Source organism: Streptomyces sp. A0642 (genome assembly GCF_004795105.1).
Lineage (GTDB): Bacteria > Actinomycetota > Actinomycetes > Streptomycetales > Streptomycetaceae > Streptomyces.
In genome coordinates this window covers 814,719-832,794 of the sequence record NZ_SSBL01000001.1, presented here as the reverse complement: position 1 = coordinate 832,794, position 18,076 = coordinate 814,719, and the positions used below count along the sequence as shown (strand labels likewise).

Annotated in this window: 18 protein-coding genes; 4 read left to right on the top strand and 14 right to left on the bottom strand. The window is 71.3% G+C overall.

Translation table 11 applies throughout. From position 1 onward, the window contains the following. Positions 1–27: 27 nt before the first annotated feature. From E6R60_RS03490 to E6R60_RS03440, 11 genes are all read right to left on the bottom strand, one after another. Positions 28–1,131, bottom strand: a complete 1,104-nt coding sequence (locus E6R60_RS03490; RefSeq protein ID WP_168713528.1) for a polyprenyl synthetase family protein — start codon at positions 1,129–1,131, stop codon at positions 28–30. After that, the gene (gene hpnE / locus E6R60_RS03485) at positions 1,128–2,516 is read right to left on the bottom strand and encodes a hydroxysqualene dehydroxylase HpnE (RefSeq protein WP_136324848.1); all 1,389 of its coding nucleotides are present in this window, start codon (positions 2,514–2,516) and stop codon (positions 1,128–1,130) included. Before hpnE ends, E6R60_RS03490 begins: the two co-directional genes overlap by 4 nt. A gap of 119 nt (positions 2,517–2,635) precedes the next feature. Continuing rightward, positions 2,636–3,556: a presqualene diphosphate synthase HpnD gene (gene hpnD / locus E6R60_RS03480; RefSeq protein WP_206309299.1), complete on the bottom strand. Its 921-nt coding sequence runs from the start codon at positions 3,554–3,556 to the stop codon at positions 2,636–2,638. 29 nt (positions 3,557–3,585) lie between these two features. Then, entirely contained in the window at positions 3,586–4,506 is a 921-nt protein-coding gene (gene hpnC, locus E6R60_RS03475) for a squalene synthase HpnC (protein WP_136324846.1), read from the bottom strand. A gap of 445 nt (positions 4,507–4,951) precedes the next feature. After that, complete coding sequence (locus E6R60_RS03470) at positions 4,952–5,737, bottom strand: ABC transporter ATP-binding protein (RefSeq protein ID WP_136324845.1); 786 nt, start codon at positions 5,735–5,737, stop codon at positions 4,952–4,954. Then, positions 5,730–6,659: an ABC transporter permease gene (locus E6R60_RS03465; RefSeq protein WP_136324844.1), complete on the bottom strand. Its 930-nt coding sequence runs from the start codon at positions 6,657–6,659 to the stop codon at positions 5,730–5,732. Before E6R60_RS03465 ends, E6R60_RS03470 begins: the two co-directional genes overlap by 8 nt. A gap of 104 nt (positions 6,660–6,763) precedes the next feature. Further along, the gene (locus E6R60_RS03460; RefSeq protein ID WP_206309307.1) at positions 6,764–7,636 is read right to left on the bottom strand and encodes a glycosyltransferase family 2 protein; all 873 of its coding nucleotides are present in this window, start codon (positions 7,634–7,636) and stop codon (positions 6,764–6,766) included. An 8-nt stretch (positions 7,637–7,644) separates the two neighbouring features. Beyond that, entirely contained in the window at positions 7,645–8,424 is a 780-nt protein-coding gene (locus tag E6R60_RS03455) for a CDP-alcohol phosphatidyltransferase family protein (protein WP_136324842.1), read from the bottom strand. After that, a complete protein-coding gene (locus E6R60_RS03450; protein WP_136324841.1) occupies positions 8,402–9,463 on the bottom strand; it encodes an iron-containing alcohol dehydrogenase family protein in 1,062 nt (353 codons plus the stop codon). The genes E6R60_RS03455 and E6R60_RS03450 overlap by 23 nt, the downstream gene beginning before the upstream one ends. Continuing rightward, positions 9,451–10,188: a phosphocholine cytidylyltransferase family protein gene (locus E6R60_RS03445; protein ID WP_136324840.1), complete on the bottom strand. Its 738-nt coding sequence runs from the start codon at positions 10,186–10,188 to the stop codon at positions 9,451–9,453. The genes E6R60_RS03450 and E6R60_RS03445 overlap by 13 nt, the downstream gene beginning before the upstream one ends. Next, complete coding sequence (locus E6R60_RS03440; protein ID WP_136324839.1) at positions 10,185–12,017, bottom strand: DUF5941 domain-containing protein; 1,833 nt, start codon at positions 12,015–12,017, stop codon at positions 10,185–10,187. The genes E6R60_RS03445 and E6R60_RS03440 overlap by 4 nt, the downstream gene beginning before the upstream one ends. Positions 12,018–12,288: 271 nt before the next feature. Between E6R60_RS03440 and galE the strand changes: the two genes are divergently transcribed. From galE to idi, 3 genes are all read left to right on the top strand, one after another. After that, positions 12,289–13,272, top strand: a complete 984-nt coding sequence (gene galE / locus E6R60_RS03435) for a UDP-glucose 4-epimerase GalE (RefSeq protein WP_136324838.1) — start codon at positions 12,289–12,291, stop codon at positions 13,270–13,272. A 165-nt stretch (positions 13,273–13,437) separates the two neighbouring features. Beyond that, positions 13,438–14,379 carry a cation diffusion facilitator family transporter gene (locus E6R60_RS03430; RefSeq protein WP_136324837.1) on the top strand — a complete coding sequence of 314 codons (942 nt, stop codon included), beginning with the start codon at positions 13,438–13,440 and terminating at the stop codon, positions 14,377–14,379. A 288-nt stretch (positions 14,380–14,667) separates the two neighbouring features. Then, the gene (gene idi / locus E6R60_RS03425; RefSeq protein WP_136324836.1) at positions 14,668–15,261 is read left to right on the top strand and encodes an isopentenyl-diphosphate Delta-isomerase; all 594 of its coding nucleotides are present in this window, start codon (positions 14,668–14,670) and stop codon (positions 15,259–15,261) included. A 24-nt stretch (positions 15,262–15,285) separates the two neighbouring features. Here idi and E6R60_RS03420 read toward each other — a convergent pair whose 3' ends face one another. Together E6R60_RS03420 and E6R60_RS03415 are read right to left on the bottom strand one after the other, a co-directional pair. Beyond that, entirely contained in the window at positions 15,286–15,741 is a 456-nt protein-coding gene (locus E6R60_RS03420; protein ID WP_136324835.1) for an ATP-binding protein, read from the bottom strand. A 134-nt stretch (positions 15,742–15,875) separates the two neighbouring features. After that, positions 15,876–16,499: a DUF308 domain-containing protein gene (locus E6R60_RS03415; protein ID WP_136324834.1), complete on the bottom strand. Its 624-nt coding sequence runs from the start codon at positions 16,497–16,499 to the stop codon at positions 15,876–15,878. A gap of 80 nt (positions 16,500–16,579) precedes the next feature. Here E6R60_RS03415 and E6R60_RS03410 point away from each other — a divergent pair, with 80 nt between their 5' ends. Further along, on the top strand, positions 16,580–17,338 hold the full coding sequence (locus E6R60_RS03410; protein ID WP_136324833.1) for an enoyl-CoA hydratase-related protein: 759 nt from the start codon (positions 16,580–16,582) through the stop codon (positions 17,336–17,338). 69 nt (positions 17,339–17,407) lie between these two features. Here E6R60_RS03410 and E6R60_RS03405 read toward each other — a convergent pair whose 3' ends face one another. After that, positions 17,408–18,043: a DJ-1/PfpI family protein gene (locus E6R60_RS03405; RefSeq protein ID WP_136324832.1), complete on the bottom strand. Its 636-nt coding sequence runs from the start codon at positions 18,041–18,043 to the stop codon at positions 17,408–17,410. Between the last annotated feature and the right edge of the window lie 33 nt (positions 18,044–18,076).

Below are 18,076 nucleotides of genomic sequence, written 5' to 3'. Positions count from 1 at the left end.
CTGCGAGTCATATGGAGGGGATGGTCATCATCTCTTTCGTACGACGACGAAGTCCGCGAGCGCCGTGAGCTGCGCCCGCACGGTTTCCGGCATGTCCACACCATGCAGTGCCTCGATGGCGACCGCATGCTGACGACGGGCCTCCTGGGCGGTCCACTCGCGGCCGCCCGCCTCCTCGATGAGCGCCGCACGGGCGGCGAACTCCTCTTCGGAGAAGCTGTCGAAGTCGTTGCTCTTCGCGTCGGCGGCGAGCAGCTCGCCCAGGCGCTCCGAGGCCGGTCCGCCCGCGGCGAGCGCGGCGACGACCGGCAGGGACTTCTTGCGCTGGCGCAGATCGCTCCAGGTCTGCTTGCCGGTGGACTCCGGGTCGCCCCAGATGCCGAGCAGGTCGTCGACCGCCTGGAAGGCGAGGCCGAGGTGGTAGCCGTACGCTTCCAGGACGTCGGCGGTCCTGTCGTCGGCGCCGCCGAGCACGGCGCCGATGGAGCAGGCGCAGGCGAGCAGGGCGCCCGTCTTGTTGCCCTCCATCTCCAGGCACTCCTCGACGGTGACCCGCTCGCGGTGCTCGTAGGAGATGTCCTGGGCCTGCCCGTCGATGAGCTTGCGGGTGGCCGAGGTCAGCCGCCGGGCCGCGCGGCCCGCCTCGACGGTGCCGAGTTCCAGCAGGATCTCGTTGGCGAGGGCGAACAGCGCGTCGCCGACCAGGATCGCCTGTGCGGGGCCGTGCACCTTCCACACCGTGTCGCGGTGGCGCCGCTGCTCGTCGCCGTCCATCAGGTCGTCGTGCAGCAGCGAGAAGTTGTGCACGAGTTCGACGGCCACGGCGCCGGGGACGCCGGCCTCCGCGACGGCGCCGGCCGCCTCGGCGGACAGCAGGGCCAGCGCGGGGCGGACGGCCTTGCCGCCGTCGCCGTCGGAGGGCCTGCCCTGGGCATCGATCCAGCCGAAGTGATAGGCGGCCACGGTGTCCATGGGCGGTGCGAGCCGGTCAACGGCGGCCCGGAGCACCGGCGCGGAAAGGGCCCGTCCGCGCTCCAGAAGCGCGGTGACGTCCGTGGTGTCCGCCACGGTGTCGGAAGCCGGATTCGCCGGGGTCACTGACTCTCCTCTTGTTCCGGTGGTACTGCTCATGCCGCCTCCTGCAGCGGATGTTCGTGGGGGCGGCCGAGCGCCAGGAGCGCGGCGTCCGCGGCACCGGCACCGCTGCGGACGGCGCCCTCCATCGTGGCGGGCCAGCCGGTGGCGGTCCATGCGCCGGCCAGGAAGAGTCCGGGGGCGCGCGTGCGCGTCCCCGGACGCAGCCGGCCGACGCCGGGAGCGGGCGCGAAGGTCGCCGTACGCTCGCGGGTGACGAAGAAGTCCCGGATCCCGGCCCCGCGGGCGGCGGGCAGGAGCCGCTCCAGCTCGGGCAGGTAGCGCGCGCGGAGGTCGGCGACGGGGAGGTCGATCTCCTCGTCGGCGGCGGACTGGGAGACCGCGAGGTACTGGCCGGGGCCGGTGAGTCCGGAGGCCTGGGTCCGGTCGAAGACCCACTGGACCGGGGAGCCGAGCGCGGCGAAGAAAGGCTGTCTGAGCACCTTGCGGTCGTAGACCACGTGCACGTTGAGGATCGGCGAGGTGCCGATCTCCAGCAGCCGCTCCGGTGCGTCGAGCGCACCTTCGGGCAGCAGGTCGTGGGCCTCGCGCTGCGGGACGGCCAGCACGACGGTGTCCGCCTCGATCCGTTCGGCGCCGGTGTCGACCACCCAGCGTCCGTCGTCGGTGCGGGTGAGCGATCCGGCCTTCGTCCGCAGTTCGGTACGGACGCCCGCGGAGTCCAGCGCCTTGCGGCCGAGCGTGTCGTGGACGTCGCCGAGCGGCACGGAGGCCCAGCCGATGTCGGCGGCGCCGCGCTCGGAGAGCAGGCCGGTCTTGAAGACCTTGGCGGCCAGAGCGAGCGAGGAGTTCGGTGCGGTGGCGTTGAGGGTGGCCACGCCGACCAGGTCCCAGAGCGCCTCGACGGTCCGGGGCGACTGGCCGTGCCGGGCGAGCCAGCTGCCGAAGTCGACGTCGTCGAGTGCGGGGTCGTCCGGGTCCAGGCGGCCGAGCGCCAGCGCGGCCCGCCCGACGCTCGCGCGCTCGGCGAGCGAGAGGTGGGGGTAGGCGGCGAGGCCGGCGGCGAGGTGGAAGGGGACCGGGAGAGCGTTGCGGCGCAGTCGTCCGAGCCGGGGGCCCGAGGGCCGCCCCACATCGAGAACGGGCACGTCCAAACGGTTTTGCAGCGGGGCCAGACGCGTGCCGTCGACCCGGTCGAGGAACCAGCGGTAGGCGGTGCAGCAGCGCAGGTAGACGTGCTGGCCGTTGTCGACCGTCAGTTCGCCGCGCCGGAAGGAGAAGGCGAGGCCGCCGAGCCGGGGCCGCCCTTCGAGCAGGGTCACGTCAAGCCCGGCGTCGGCGAGGCGCAGGGCGGCCGTCATGCCGGCGAGCCCGCCGCCGATCACGACCGCGCGCGAGGAACGCAGCGCGTCGTCCGTCATGCGTCCCCCTCTCGCCAGGCCTCGTCAGTCAGGGACGCATCCGCGGGGCAGGGGGTTGCCTGCCGTACGGAGTGATCATCCATGATGCACATGGTGCGCGAGATGTCCGTGTGAAGCATTCAGACACGCCCCCTGATCGTGCGGCGCGAAATGTGGCGCGCGTCGAGACCCGACAGACCGCGCACCGCCACGTACGCCTTCTCGTGGCCCGGGAGGGAGACCCGGCCGCGCAGCACCGCCTCGGGGTCGCGCTCGATCCGGTCGAGGAGCCTGCGGTAGATGCCGGCCATGGCCGCCACACAGGCCCCGCTGCGCCGGTCGAGCATCGGCAGCAGGCGGTAGCCCTCGGCGAACAGGGCCCGGGCGCGCCGCACCTCGAAGTGGACCAGCCCGGCGAAGTCGGAGCCGGGCGGCGGGGTGGCCCGGTGGAAGCCGGCGGAGCAGCCGAACTTGGCGAGGTCGTCGGCGGGCAGGTAGGTGCGGCCGTTGCCCGCGTCCTCGCGCACGTCGCGCAGGATGTTCGTCAGCTGGAGCGCGAGGCCGAGCGTGTCTGCGTACTCGGCGGCGCGCTCGGAGCCCGGTGCGCCGGGCTCCGTACCGAAGACGCCCAGGCTGAGACGGCCGATGGCGCCCGCGACGCACCGGCAGTAGACCTTGAGGTCGTCCCACGTCTCGTAGGTCGCGCCGCGCACGTCCATCAGCACCCCGTCGATGAGCTCGTCGAGCCCTTCGAGCGGCAGCGGGAACCGGCGGGCGGCGTCGGCGAGCGCGACGGCCACCGGGTCGGTGTCGTCCTCGTCGACCGCTCCTTCACGGATCCGGTCCAGCACCGCGCGGGTGCTCTCCAGGCGGACGCGCTTGGTCTCCGGCTCCAGTTCGCCGTCACCGATGTCGTCGACCCGGCGGGAGAAGGCGTACAGGGCCGACATGGCCTGCCGTTTCTCGGCGGGCAGCAGCCTGATGCCGTACGCGAAGTTACGCGCCTGCTGTCCGGTGACCGCCTCGCAGTAACTGTATGCGGCCTGTACCGGTGCCGACATGTACGTCGTCTGTCCCTCCACGGTCCGGCTCACCCCTCTCTACGCGCTCTTCGCAAAACAACTCCCACCTCGCGCAGCAGGCTGGGCTTGGTGGGTTTGGGGGGGCCGGGCAGTACGTCGAACCCGGCGGCCGCGATCGCGGTGAGGGCGGCACGCCCCCCTCCCACGAATCCGGCGAGAAGCAGCTTGAGCCTGCCGTGGACGCTACCCACCAAGGGGGTGCCTTCATTCAGCAGATCCGCGGCACGTTCGGCCTCGTACGCGATCAGCGCCCGCACCGATGCGCCACCGGAGGGTGCCGCCAGGTCGGATTCGGTGACATGGAACCTCGCCATGTCGTCGGCCGGCAGGTAGATCCGGTCGCGGCCCAGGTCCTCGGTGACGTCCTGGAGGTGCTCGACGATCTGCAGCGCGGTGCAGACGGCGTCGGAGCGCCGGACGCGCTCGGGGCTCGCCGTGCCGGTGAGCTGGAGGACCAGGCGGCCGACGGGGTTGGCGGAGAGTTCGCAGTAGGCGAGGAGCTCCTCGTACGTCCCGTAGCGGCGGACCTTCTGGTCCTGCCGGTTGGCCTCGATGAGGCCGAGGAAGGGTTCGGGGGTGAGCGCGCGGCGCCGCACGGTGGGACGCAGGGCCTGCAGGAGCGGGTGGTGCGGGGTCTCGCCGGTTCCGGCGAAGATCCGGCGCAGGTCCGCTTCGAGGGCGTCGAGCATGCCGAGCCGGTCCTCGCCCTGGGCCGGGTCGAGACCGAGGTGCCGCGCGTCGGCGCCACCGGGGGCGAGGTCGCCGTCGCCGATGTCGTCGACGAGCCGGGCGAAGCCGTAGACGGCCATCAGGTCGTCGCGCCACGCGCGCGGCAGGAAGAAGGGGGCCACCGGGAAGTTCTCGTGGGCGGCCTTGTCCAGGGTTCCGGGTACGGCGGAATCAAGCCGCGCCCGCGGGGTACGGGTCACTGCGGACCGCCCTGCGCGGGGACGGCGTGAGCACTTCGGAGCTGGAGATCTTCCGCCATAGCCGTCACATCTCCCGTTCTACACTGCCGACCCAAAACATCCCATTCCGGACACGCCGCCCGCTCTCCCGAGTGCGGAGGCCGACTGCGGGGCGCCCTCCCAGGCGGTATCGCCCCACTTGCCACGAATCAGCACCGGTACAGCTTACGTTGTACAACGCCCCTCCCCGCGCCGGGGTGCGGGGCGCGCGGCACCGGCGCCGTGCGTTCTGTCAACTTTCCCCTCGTGCAAGGAAATTGACGTCATCCGGCGGGAGGAGATCTTGCCGGCCCGTGTACGACGAGCCGTGGATGTCCAGGACCCGGTCCGCGATCCGGAAGCAGCGCGGCGGCCCGGTCCGGAAGGTCCGGACCGGGCCGCCGCGGCAGGCGACTTCGGTGACGCGCTACTTGCCCGTCTCGCGCTCGTACGCCTTGAGCACCTCGTCGGTCGGGCCGTCCATCAGCAGTTCGCCCTTTTCCAGCCACAGCACGCGGTCGCAGGTGTCCCTGATCGACTTGTTGCTGTGGCTGACCAGGAAGACGGTCCCGGCCTCCTTGCGGAGCTCGCGGATGCGCTCCTCGGACCGGATCTGGAACTTGCGGTCACCCGTCGCCAGCGCCTCGTCGATCATGAGGACGTCGTGGTTCTTGGCGGCGGCGATGGAGAAACGCAGCCGGGCGGCCATACCGGAGGAGTACGTGCGCATCGGCAGGGTGATGAAGTCACCCTTCTCGTTGATGCCGGAGAAATCGACGATGTCCTGGTACCGGTCGCGGATCTCCTCCCGGCTCATGCCCATGGCCAGCCCGCCGAGGACGACGTTGCGCTCGCCGGTCAGGTCGCTCATCAGCGCCGCGTTCACGCCGAGCAGCGAGGGCTGGCCGTCCGTGTACACCTTGCCCTGCTCGGTCGGCAGGAGTCCGGCGATGGCCCGCAGCAGGGTGGACTTGCCGGAGCCGTTCGTACCGATGAGGCCGATGGCCTCCCCCCGATAAGAGGTGAAGGAGACACCGCGTACGGCGTGCACCTTCCGGACCCCGCGCTCCTCGCCCTTGCCGCGGCGCAGTATCCGGCTCAGTGCTGCGGTGGCGCCGCCCTTGCCCCCGCCACCGCCGTTGACGCGGTACACGATGTGCACGTCGTCGGCGATCACGGTGGGGACGCGTCCCGGGATGTTGTCCTCAGCCACGGCCGTACCGCTCCTCTGCCTTCCAGAAGTACACAAAGCCCAGGACGCCCACCAGGACCGCCCAGGCCAGACCCACCACCCACACGTGCGCCGGCAGGTTCTCGGAGCCGTAACCGTCGATCATCGCGAACCTGATCAGGTCCATGTAGATGGCCGCCGGGTTGTACTGCAGCACATCGGCGATCCAGGCCGGCTTGTCGGCCAGCATGATCGGGATGGAGAACATGACGCCGGAGGCGTACATCCAGGTCCGCATGACGAACGGCATGAGCTGGGCCAGGTCGGGCGTCTTGGCCCCGAGCCTCGCCATGATCAGCGCCAGTCCCGTGTTGAAGAGGAACTGCATCGCGAGCGCCGGGATCACCAGCAGCCAGGAGAGGCTCGGGTAGCTGCCCAGTCCCGCCGTCACCGCGACCAGCACGATCATCGAGTACAGCAGCTGCTGGAGCTGCTGGAGCGAGAACGAGATGGGCAGCGAGGCGCGCGGGAAGTGCAGCGCCCGCACCAGCCCGAGGTTGCCGGAGATGGCGCGGACACCGGCCATCACCGAGCTCTGGGTGAAGGTGAAGACGAAGACCCCGGTCACCAGGAAGGGGATGAAGACGTCCGGGTCCATCCCCTTCTTCGTGCCGAGGATCACGCCGAAGATGACGAAGTACACCCCGGCGTTCAGGAGCGGAGTGGCCACCTGCCACAACTGGCCCAGCTTGGCCTGGCTGTACTGAGCGGTCAGCTTGGCCCGGGAGAACGCCATGATGAAGTGGCGTCGCCCGCGGAGCTGGCGCACGTACTCCAGGAGTCCGGGCCGGGCGCCGCTGACGGTCAGACCGTACTTCCTGGCCAGCGCGGCAGGACTCAGGCCGTCGTCGGCCGATGGCGGGGTGCTCAACGCAACAGCACCGTCATGGGTTGTGTCACTCACCAGATGAAACTCTCGTATTCACGCGCAGCCAGTCGCGGGCGCGCCTCAGGGCGGACAGGTCCCGACAAGAAAACTTAACCCTCATGCTCCCAGAGGCGAACCTCTCAGATGACCGGAGGGCGGCCGAGTCTGGTCAGCCGCCACACCGTACGCCACTTCATCGGACGACGCGGTCCGCAGGGCGTCGACCAGCCCTCCCGGAACCCGCCGAACCACGCCTTCAGCGCCGGTCCCGAGGGCTTGCGAAGCAGGGTCAGCAGCAGCCACACGCCCAGGTACACGGGGACCAGGGGCGCGGGCAGGTTGCGCCGGGCCAGCCAGACCCGGTTCCGGGCCACCATCCGGTGGTACACCGCATGCCGGGAGGGAGCGGTCGTGGGGTGGTTGAGGACCATGTCGGCGCGGTAGTCGATCTGCCAGCCGGCGTCCAGCGCCCGCCAGGCGAGGTCGGTCTCCTCGTGCGCGTAGAAGAAGTCGCCCGGCAGCGGGCCGACCTCGGCGATGACCCGGGTGCGCACGGCGTTGGCGCCGCCCAGGAAGGTCGTCACCCGCGAGGAGCGCATCGGGTCGGCGGCGCGCAGCCGCGGGACGTGGCGGCGCTGGGTCTCGCCGGTGTCCGGGTCGGCGATCCGGAAGCTGATGATGCCGAGCCTCGGATCGGCCTCGAACGCCCGCCGGCACAGCTCGGCGGTGTCGGTGAGCGGAAGATGCCCGTCGTCGTCGAGGAAGAGGAGCGCGTCGACGTCGGCGCCGGAGGGCCCGAAGGCCTCGATGCCCACGTTGCGGCCGCCGGGGATGCCCAGGTTCTCGGGCAGCTCGACGGTCCGCACACCGGCGGGGACCTCGGGGACGGGGGAACCGTTGCCCACGACGACCACCTCGATCCGGTCGCCTTCCTGCGCGGCGACCGAATCGAGCAGGGCACGCAGCTCGGCCGGGCGGTTGCCCATCGTGATGATGACCGCGCCGAGTTTCATGGGGGTGCTCACTTCAGCCTGCTCGAGGCCAGAACCGACACGAGGTGGAGGAGGGTCTGCAGCAGCGCGATGCCGGCCAGCACCGCGACCGCGAGGCGGCTGAAGAACAGGTCGTCGCGGACCGCGTCCAGGACGGCGGCGACCAGGATGACCAGAGAAGCCTCGACGCACAGGATCAGCCGGTGGAACTTGAGCGCCCCGGCGGCCCGGCGGGCGAACGCCATGCCGGACGAACGCGGCTCGGAGGCGGCCTCCTTGACCGGCGGCAGCCCGCCCTGGTGGCGTGCGACCCCGACCAGGTCCGTCTCGGCCTTGATCAGGATGGCGCCCAGCGCGGCGAGCGTGCCCAGGAAGGCCCACAGCCAGTCGATGCGCCCGGTGCCCCACAGGTCGGCGGCGCGCAGGCCGAAGCCGACCAGCACGGCGGCGTCACAGAGGTAGGCGCCGACCCGGTCCAGGTAGACCCCGGCCAGGGAGAACTGCTTCTTCCAGCGGGCGAGCTCGCCGTCGACGCAGTCCAGCAGCAGGTACAGCTGGACCATGAGGACGCCGAGGAGCGCGCCGGGAATGCCCGGGACGAGCAGGGCCGGGGCGGCGAGCACACCGGCGACGGTCATCAGGTAGGTCAGCTGGTTGGGCGTCACCTTGGTGTTCACCAGGTACCGGTCCACACGCAGCGAGACCTCGCGCATGTATATCCGCCCCGCCCAGTGTTCGCCGCTGCGCCGGTCCTTGACGCCCGGGGGGTGAACGACCGGACGGAGTTCAGCTACTGATGGTCTTGGCATAGTCGGCGTACGCGTCCCTGATCTGGTCGGTGGACAGGTTGAGGTGCTCCAGGACCGTGAAGCGTCCCGGGCGGGTCTGCGGGGCGTAGTCGACGGCCTGCACGAACTCGTCGACGGTGAAGCCGATCTCCTCGGGCACGACCGGCAGTCCGTGCCGGCGGAGCACGTCGGCGAAGAGACCGGACTCCTCGCGGGCGCCGCGCAGGTGCATCGCGAAGGCGGCGCCGAGGCCGACCTGCTCGCCGTGGCTGGCGGCACGCCTGGGGAAGAGGAGGTCGAAGGCGTGGCTGATCTCGTGGCAGGCGCCGGACGACGGGCGGGTGTCCCCGCTGATCGAGATGGCGATGCCGGAGAGCACCAGCGACTCGGCCAGGACGGTGAGGAACTCGTCGTCGGCGACGGTGCCGGGGTGGCGCAGGACGGCTTCGCCGGCGGTACGGGCCATGGCGGCGGCCAGTCCGTCGATCTGCTCGCCGTTGACCTGGTGGGAGAGCTCCCAGTCGGCGATCGCGGAGATGTTGGAGATCGCGTCGCCGACGCCGGAGCGCACGAAGCGGTCCGGGGCCTGGCGGATCACCGAGAGGTCGATGACCATGGCGATCGGCATCGGGACACCGTAGGAGCCCCGGCCGTTGTCGTTGTCCAGGGTGGCCACGGGCGAGCAGAGACCGTCGTGGGCGAGGTTCGTGGCGACCGAGACCAGCGGGAGGCCGACCCGGGCCGCGGCGTACTTCGCCACGTCGATGATCTTGCCGCCGCCGAGGCCGACCACCGCGTCGTAGCGCTTGCCCTTGATGTCGTCGGCCAGCTTCACCGCGGCATCGATGTCACCGCCGGCGACGCAGTACCAGTCGGCGCCCGGCAGGGCCGGGGCGAGCTTCTCGCGCAGCGCCTGCCCGGACCCGCCGCTGATGGCGATCGCGAGCTTGCCGGACGCGGAGATCCGCTGGTCGGCGAGGAGGCCGGCCAGGTCGTCCATGGCCCCCCGGCTGATGTCGACGAAGACCGGGGAGGGGATGAGTCGGGTCAGTACCGGCATGCGATCTCCCTGCCCTTCGCGAGGTCGTCGTGGTTGTCGATCTCGACCCAGGTCACGTCGCCGATGGGGGCCACGTCGACCGTGAAACCGCGGTTGACGAGCTCCTGGTAGCCGTCCTCGTAGTAGAGGTCCGGGTCGCGTTCGAAGGTCGCCTTGAGTGCGTCGGCGAGTTCCTCGGCGGCCTCGGCCTCGATGAGGGTGACGCCGATGTACTCGCCGGTGGCGGTGGCCGGGTCCATCAGCTTCGTGATCCGCCGCACGCCCTTGTCACCGTCGGTGATGACCTTCATCTCCTCGTCGGCGAGGTTCTTCACCGTGTCGAGGGCGAGGATGATCTTCTGGCCCTTGCCGCGCGCCTCCAGCAGGGTCCGCTCGACGGAGACGGGGTGGACGGTGTCGCCGTTGGCGAGGATCACGCCGCGCTTGAGGACCTCACGGGCGCACCACAGGGAGTAGGCGTTGTTCCACTCCTCGGCCTTGTCGTTGTCGACGAGCGTGAGCGTGAGGCCGTACTTCGCCTCCAGCTCCTCCTTGCGGTCGTAGACGGCCTCCTTGCGGTAGCCGACGACGATCGCGACCTCGGTGAGGCCGATCTCGGCGAAGTTGGCCAGCGTCAGGTCGAGGACCGTCTTGTCGCCGTCCACCGGCACGAGGGCCTTGGGGAGCGTGTCGGTGTAGGGGCGCAGACGCCGTCCTGCGCCGGCTGCCAGTACGAGGCCGATCATGCGGGTTCTCCTTCGTCGTGAACGGCGGGCGCCCCCGAGGACACCCAGAAGCGGATGGACTCCACGAGCACGACCAGGGCCACGGCCACCGCGAGAACGGTGAGGGCCACGGCGAAGTCGGAGGGCCCCGTGAGTACGGCGGCGAGTACGGCCACGACCAGGGTCCGGCCCTCGTGCCCGCCGATCGTGCGCACCAGCCACCGGGGCGGGGCGCCGGTGCCGCCTCGAATGCGGTACACCGTGTCGTAGTGATGGTAGGCGACCGCCGAAACGAGGCCGAAGGCCGCGGGAAGGGCCCCGTCGACGCCGCTGCGGGCCGCCAGGATGAGGATCGTGCAGTACTCCGCCGCCCGGAAGACGGGGGGTACGAGCCAGTCGAGCGCGCCCTTGAGCGGGCGGGCCACGGCTATGCCCGAGCAGATCGCGTAGAACACCGCGGCGGCGATCATCTGCCGGCTGCCGAAGGGCTGCTGCAGCGCGGCGGCTGTCAGCGCCCCGGTGCCGACGACCGCCGTCACCGGGGCGCTCCAGCCGCCGGGGATCCGGGGGCCGCGGACCGCCACGAGTTCGGCGACGGGCCCGGAGTCGGCGAGGTCGGCGAGGGCCCGGGCGGCGCGGTCGGTGCGGTGTGCCTTGCGGGTCAGGGAGCGCAGCAGCCGTCCGGCCGTGGTGTAGCAGGCCGCGAAGGAGCAGCCGATGAGCAGCGCGTAGAAGACGATCCGGGGAGTGGTGAAGGCGGTCAGTACGGCGATCATGGCCCAGCGCTCACCGATCGGGAGCACGATCATGCGGCGTACCCAGACCGTCCAGCCGACGCTGTCGAGCTTGTCGGAGAGGGCGGCCGTGGGGCTGGAGTTCGCGACGGCGTCGTGGTTCGCCTCGTTGAACGAGAAGTCGATGACGTGGCGGCAGGACTGGAGCACCATCGCGCCCAGCGCCAGCGCCCAGACGTCGTCCCCGCCGCGGGCGGCGCCGAGGGCGAGGCCCGCGTAGTAGGCGTACTCCTTGGCCCGGTCGAAGGTGGCGTCGAGCCAGGCGCCCATCGTGGAGTACTGGAGCGAGTAACGGGCGAGCTGCCCGTCGGTGCAGTCCAGCACGAACGAGAAGAGGAGCAGCAGACCGGCGGCGACGTATCCGCCGCGGGTGCCGGTGGCCGCGCAGCCCGCCGCGACGAGTGCGGTCAGCAGCGAGGCGGTGGTGACCTGGTTCGGGGTGAATCCGCGGCGGGCGCACCAGCGGGCGATGTAGCGCGAGTACGGGCTGATGAAGTGCGTGGTGAAGAAGCCGTCGCGGGCCTTCACGGCGCTGCGCAGCCGAACCGCCTCGTCGTCGACGGCGGCGACACCGCTCTGCGCGGCGGCGCGGGCGGCCTCGTCCGCCGGCACGGCGGCGACGAGGGAGCCGAGCTCCGGGCGCTGGACCGCGGTGCCCTCGCTCTCCATCGTGGCGGCGAGCCGCCCCGGCACGGTGCGGTCGGTGACCGCGACGGTGCTGCCGGGCGGGCCCGCGGGGACTCCCGCGCCGACCGCCTCGGTGGTGGTGCGCAGGGCGCGGACCAGGGCGGGGCGCGCCTCGGGCTGCGCGGTGAGCGCTCCGGGCACGGCGACGGCGGGGAAGCGGGGGTCGGTCAGTCCGAGCCGCAGGGCGTGGACATGACCGACGAAGCGGGGGTCGACGAGGGCGACGCGCCTGTCGGCCGGCACCGCGGACAGCAACCGGGCCGCCTCGGTGACGTCGGCGGCGGTCTGTACGTCGAAGCCCAGTGACCTCAGATCGTCATGCAGCGAGGATCCGGGTACCGGAGCACCTGTGAGAATGGCGGTCGACAGACGAACTCACTCCTTGGTGCTGACACGGGTCGGCGCGCGACAGTGCGGCCCTGAATTACGGCCGGCGGCATGTCGGCAGAGGCTATCGGATGAACGGAAGCGGGAGTTCACTGCCCGTTTGTGCTCCGTTCCGGCCGGACCGGCAACATCCGGCTCCGTCCGCGATCATCATCGTCGATGGCCGCCTCGCCTGACAAAACAGGTGTCCGGCGTCACGGGTTCGCGCACGCGGGGCCGCGCCTCCCCGGCAGGACCCTCTAACCTGACCGGCATGACATGGCTGATCACAGGCGGAGCCGGATACATCGGGGCACACGTGGTGCGGGCGATGAGGGGAGCCGGGGAACGGGTGGTCGTGGTCGACGACCTCTCGACGGGCAACCCGGACCGGCTGCCGGACGACGTTCCGCTGGTCCGGGGCTCGGCGGCCGACCGCGCGCTCCTTGACCAGGTGCTCGCGGAGCACGAGGTGACCGGTGTGGTGCATCTCGCAGCGAAGAAGCAGGTCGGTGAATCCGTCGAGAAGCCGCTCCTGTACTACCGGGAGAACGTCGCCGGACTGAACGTCCTCCTCGAGGCCGTCGTGGCCGCAGGGGTGCGGCGCTTCCTGTTCTCGTCGTCGGCCGCGGTCTACGGCGTACCGGAGGCGGAGCTGATCACCGAGGAGGAGCCCTGCGTCCCGATCAATCCGTACGGTGAGACCAAGCTCGCCGGCGAGTGGCTGGTGCGGGCGGCCGGGCGGGCGCACGGCCTGTCCACCGGCTGTCTGCGCTACTTCAATGTGGCGGGCGCCGCCGAGCCGCACCTGGCGGACACCGGTGTCTTCAACGTGATCCCGATGTTCTTCGACCGGCTGACCCGCGGAGAGGCGCCGCGGATCTTCGGTGACGACTACCCCACACCGGACGGCACCTGCATCCGCGACTACATCCACGTGGCCGATCTGGCGGACGCCCACCTGGCCGTCGCCCGGCAGCTGGCCGCGCAGGACGGCCCCGGGGACCTGACCGTGAACATCGGCCGCGGCGAGGGTGTCTCCGTGCGCGAGCTCGCCGGGCTGGTGGCGGACATCACCGGCCACGAGGTGAAGCCGGAGACCGAACCGCGCAGGCCCGGGGACGCCGCGAAGGCGGTCGCCTCCTGCGAGCGGATGTCCGGGGAGCTGGGCTGGACGGCCCGGCACGGGGTGCGGGACATGGTCGCCTCGGCCTGGCAGGGCTGGCTGCTGCACCACCCGGACACGCCCGCTTCCTAGGGCCCGAGGGTCGGTCAGCCGCTCTGACCTGCGAGCATTTCCGCAGGTCAGAGCAGTTGACAACGGTGTTCAGTGCCGTGTTGCCCGATACCCCCCACCCGTAGTTGACTGACAGGGCCCGGACCGTTCGCGTCCGGGCGACGCAGACGACCGGGAGGCGTCCCCATGGGGGCAGGGCACGATCACGGACATGCGCACACAGGGCCCGCACCCACGGGCACGGCAGCCGCCGCGTACAAGGGCCGGCTGAGGATCGCGCTGGGCATCACGCTCGCCGTGGCCGTCATGGAGGTCGTCGGCGGCGTGCTGTCGGGCTCGCTCGCACTGATCGCCGACGCGGCGCACATGGCGACCGACGCCCTCGGGCTGGGCATGGCGCTGCTGGCGATCCACTTCGCCAACAGACAGGCCGGGCCGAACCGGACCTTCGGCTTCGCCCGTGCCGAGATCCTCGCCGCCCTCGCCAACTGTCTCCTGCTGCTGGGGGTGGGCGGCTATCTCCTCTTCGAGGCGGTCGAGCGCTTCCTCACCCCGGCGGAGACCCGTGGCGGGCTGACGATCGCCTTCGCGCTGGTCGGCCTGGTCGCGAACATGGTCTCGCTGTCCCTGCTGGTGCGCGGCCAGAAGGACAGCCTCAATGTGCGCGGCGCCTACCTGGAGGTGCTCGCGGACGCCCTGGGCTCGGTGACCGTGCTGGTCTCGGCGGGCATCATCCTCGCGACCGGCTGGCAGGCCGCGGACCCGATCGCCTCGCTCGTCATCGGGCTGATGATCGTGCCGCGTACGGTGAAACTCCTCCGCGAGACGTTGAACGTGCTGCTGGAGTCGGCTCCCCCGGGGGTCGACATGGGCGAGGTGCGCGACCACATCACGGCCCTGCCCGGGGTGCTGGACGTCCACGACCTGCACGCCTGGACGATCACCTCGGGGATGCCGGTCCTCTCCGCGCACGTGGTGGTGCAGCAGGAGCTCCTCGACTCGATGGGACACGAGAAGCTCCTTCACGAACTCCAGGGCTGCCTCGGCGACCACTTCGACGTCGAGCACTGCACCTTCCAGCTGGAGCCGAGCGGCCACGCCGAGCACGAGGCGAAGCTCTGCCACTGAAGGGGGCCTGCCACCTTTTTCCGTACGTCACCGCGGCTCCCGGCGGGTCGCTCGCGCCCGCTCCCGCCGGCCCGCCGTCCCCGATGATTCCGCGCCCGTTCCGCAGGGCATGATCGAATGCGCGGCGGCCCGGGCGGCCGGCGTGCGGCCCGGCCCGCGGCGCCCGGCCGGTGCGGTGGGGCCGGACATGCCAGGACCCGAAGTGCGGACAAGCCGCCTTTGTACGGCAGACTTGAGCAGACTCGACGGGACCGGCGCTCGGGGCCGGGACCACAGCGAAGGATGGGTATGCCGACCACACCAGCCACCGCGGCGAACACCTCGTCGAACGGCGCAGCAGAAGCGATCATGCTCGAACTGGTCGACGAGAACGGCACCACCATCGGCACGGCGGAGAAGCTCGCCGCTCACCAGGCCCCCGGCCAACTGCACCGGGCGTTCTCCGTGTTCCTCTTCGACGAGCAGGGCCGGCTGCTGCTCCAGCGCCGCGCCCTGGGCAAGTACCACTCCCCCGGCGTCTGGTCCAATACCTGTTGCGGGCACCCGTACCCGGGCGAGGCGCCCTTCGCCGCCGCCGCCCGGCGGACGTACGAGGAGCTGGGCGTCTCGCCCTCGCTGCTGGCCGAGGCGGGAACCGTCCGCTACAACCACCCGGATCCGGCGTCGGGTCTGGTCGAGCAGGAGTTCAACCACCTCTTCGTGGGCATGGCGCAGGGACAGTTGAGCGCGGATCCCGAGGAGGTGGGCGAGACGGCTTTCGTGACGGCCGGGGAGCTGGCCGAGCGGCACGCCGAGGACCCGTTCTCCGCCTGGTTCATGACCGTGCTGGACGCGGCCCGGCCCGCGATCCGGGAGCTGACCGGACCGGCAGCCGGCTGGTAGGACGCGGCCGCCGGCGCGGAGGGGTCACAGACGCGTGCGGAGCGGCAGCGCCGCCCAGATGACCTTTCCGCCGCCCGCGGTGTGCTCCACGTCGCAGGTCCCGCCCGCTTCGCGGGTGATCTCACGGACGAGCAGCAGCCCGCGCCCGCCGGTCTGGGCGTAGTCCGTCTCCAGCGCCGTCGGCCGGTAGGGGTGGTTGTCCTCGACGGACACCCTGATCCACTCCGCGCCCACGGCGACCTCGACCGCGAGTTCCGGCGAGAGCAGTGCGGCGTGCTTCACGGCGTTGGTCGCCAGCTCGGAGACGATGAGCAGCAGCCCCTGGGCGATGTCCTCGTCCACGGGCACGCCCTGGCGTTCCAGCAGATCGCGTACGGCGTGCCGGGCCTGGGGTACGGAGACGTCCGTGGCCGGGGCGGTGAACCGCCAGACCCCCTCGTACCACACGGGCCGGGCGGGGACACTCCCGCGGCTCTCCATTGTCCGGTACCCGCTCTCCACTCGATGGTGACTGCACGTCGAGTACAGGGTGCGGGGCGTAGTCGGTTCGGCCCTTACCACTGAACAGAAGTCGACTTCAATCGACGGAAATTGACTGAATCCGCGTGGATGCGTCAGCTTTCGGGCCGCTTCTTGTCCACATCCGGTGCTCCGTCCGCGCCCGTACCGGGCGTCATCCGGTCCGAGACCATCGAAACGATGCGGCGGCCCCCGACTCCGATCGCGATGAGCCCCAGCCCGTCGAAGAGCAGGGCGAGCGAGAAGAAGCAGCCGAGCACGTAGAGGCTGCTGTGCGGCCAGTCGAAGAGGACCAGCAGACCGAGCAGCAGGCCGAACGCGCCCTGCAGCAGCGTCCAGCCGAACTGCGGCCCGCGCACCACGACGCTGCCGACGAGGCGGAAGACCCCGCCCGTCAGGAACAGCAGCGCGGCGAACATGGTCAGCGCCTCGGCGGTGCCGTGGGGGTGGCGGATCACGACGACTCCGGCAGCGATGTTCAGTGCCGCGACCACCACGCCCAGCCAGAAGTAGCTGGTGCCGCGCGACTGGATCGCGTGGACCAGCCCGACCAGGCCGCCGATGAGCAGCAGCCAGCCGAACAGGATCATCGAGGTGAGCGTCGCCACGCCCGTGTACACGAGTCCCACCAGCCCGGCGACGACGAGGAGGATGCCGAGCAGGGTCAGACCGCCGAAACTGCGGTTGAGCTTCCTGCCCTCTTTCACCGGATCTGCCACCGCGGTCTCCTCAGGGTCCGTACCGGCTTCGCGACCCCTTCTTGATCATAGGTTCGAACGGCATGGATAGCATCCGCCGTATGGACCGTACGGAACCCGGGCTGGACCACACCGTCGCGGACGGCGTCGCCACCGTCGTCATCAGCAACCCGGCGAAACGCAACGCGATGACGGCCGCCATGTGGCAGGCGCTGCCCGTGCTGCTCGACGGGCTGGCCGCCGACCCCTCGGTCCGGGCCCTCGTACTGACCGGCGCCGGGGACACCTTCTGCGCGGGCGCCGACATCGCCTCGCTGCGCGATCCCGCGGGCGCACCCCAGGGGCTGGCCGTGGCTGCCGAGGAGGCGCTGGCCGCCTTCCCGCGGCCGACGCTCGCCGCGGTGCGCGGCTACTGCGTGGGCGGGGGCAGCCAGCTGGCGGCCGCGTGCGACCTGCGGTTCGCGGAGGAGGGGGCGTCCTTCGGCGTCACCCCGGCCAGGCTCGGCATCGTCTACGCCTCGTCGTCCACCCGCCGGCTGGTCGCGCTGACCGGGCCGGCCACGGCCAAGCACCTCCTGTTCTCCGGCGAGCTGATCGGCACGGACCGGGCGCTGCGGACAGGGCTGGTGGATGAGGTGCTGCCCGTCGGCGAGCTGGACGAGCGGGTCGACGCGTACGTGCGCACCCTGGTCTCCCGCTCCCAGCTGACCCAGGCGGCGGCCAAGGAGTTCGCGGCGGGGCGCGAGGACCGGGACGCGCACTGGGCGGAGCAGGCGCGCCGCAGCGGCGACACCGCGGAGGGTGTCGCCGCCTTCCTGGAGCGCCGTGCCCCGCGCTTCACGTGGCCGGCCGGGGCATAGGGCCGCCACTGCTTGACGTGGCCGGCCGGGTGGCCGCCACCTTCATCCGGCCAGGTCGGGGTGGGGCCGCTACTGGAGGAGGAAGCGGCTTTTGGCGCGCCACTCCTCGACGATCGCGGCCGGGGCCTTCTGCGGTGATCCCGCGTCGTAGGGCGGCTGCGGGTCGTACTCCGTGAGCAGTTGCACGGCCTGGGCGTGCGCGTCACCGGCGATCCGGCCCAGCAGGGTCAGGCCCATGTCGATGCCCGAGGAGACTCCCGCGGCGGTGACGTACTTGCCGTCGGTGACGACGCGTTCCCCGGTCGGCTCGGCGCCGTACTCCTTCAGCGTCTCCAGCGCGAGCCAGTGCGAGGTGGCGCGCCGCCCCTCCAGGAGTCCGGCGGACGCGAGCAGCAGTGATCCGGTGCAGACGGACGTCGTCCAGGTGCTGGTGGCATCGGCCCGGCGCAGCCAGCCGAGGAGGGCCTCGTTCTCCATCTGGGCGCTCTGCCCGGGGCCGCCGGGGACGATCACCAGATCGGGGGCCGGGACGTCGTCCAGTGACCGGTCGGCGATCAGCGCGAGGCTTCCGTTGTCGTTGCGCACCTCGCCGGCCGACTCGGCGACGAAGACGGTCTCGGCACCGGGCGCGCGGGAGAGGATCTCGTACGGCCCGACGGCGTCCAGCGCCGTGAAGCGGTCGAAGAGGAGGAGGGCGATCTGCATGGGTGTGTGCCTGCCTTTCGGTCGGTGAGCGGG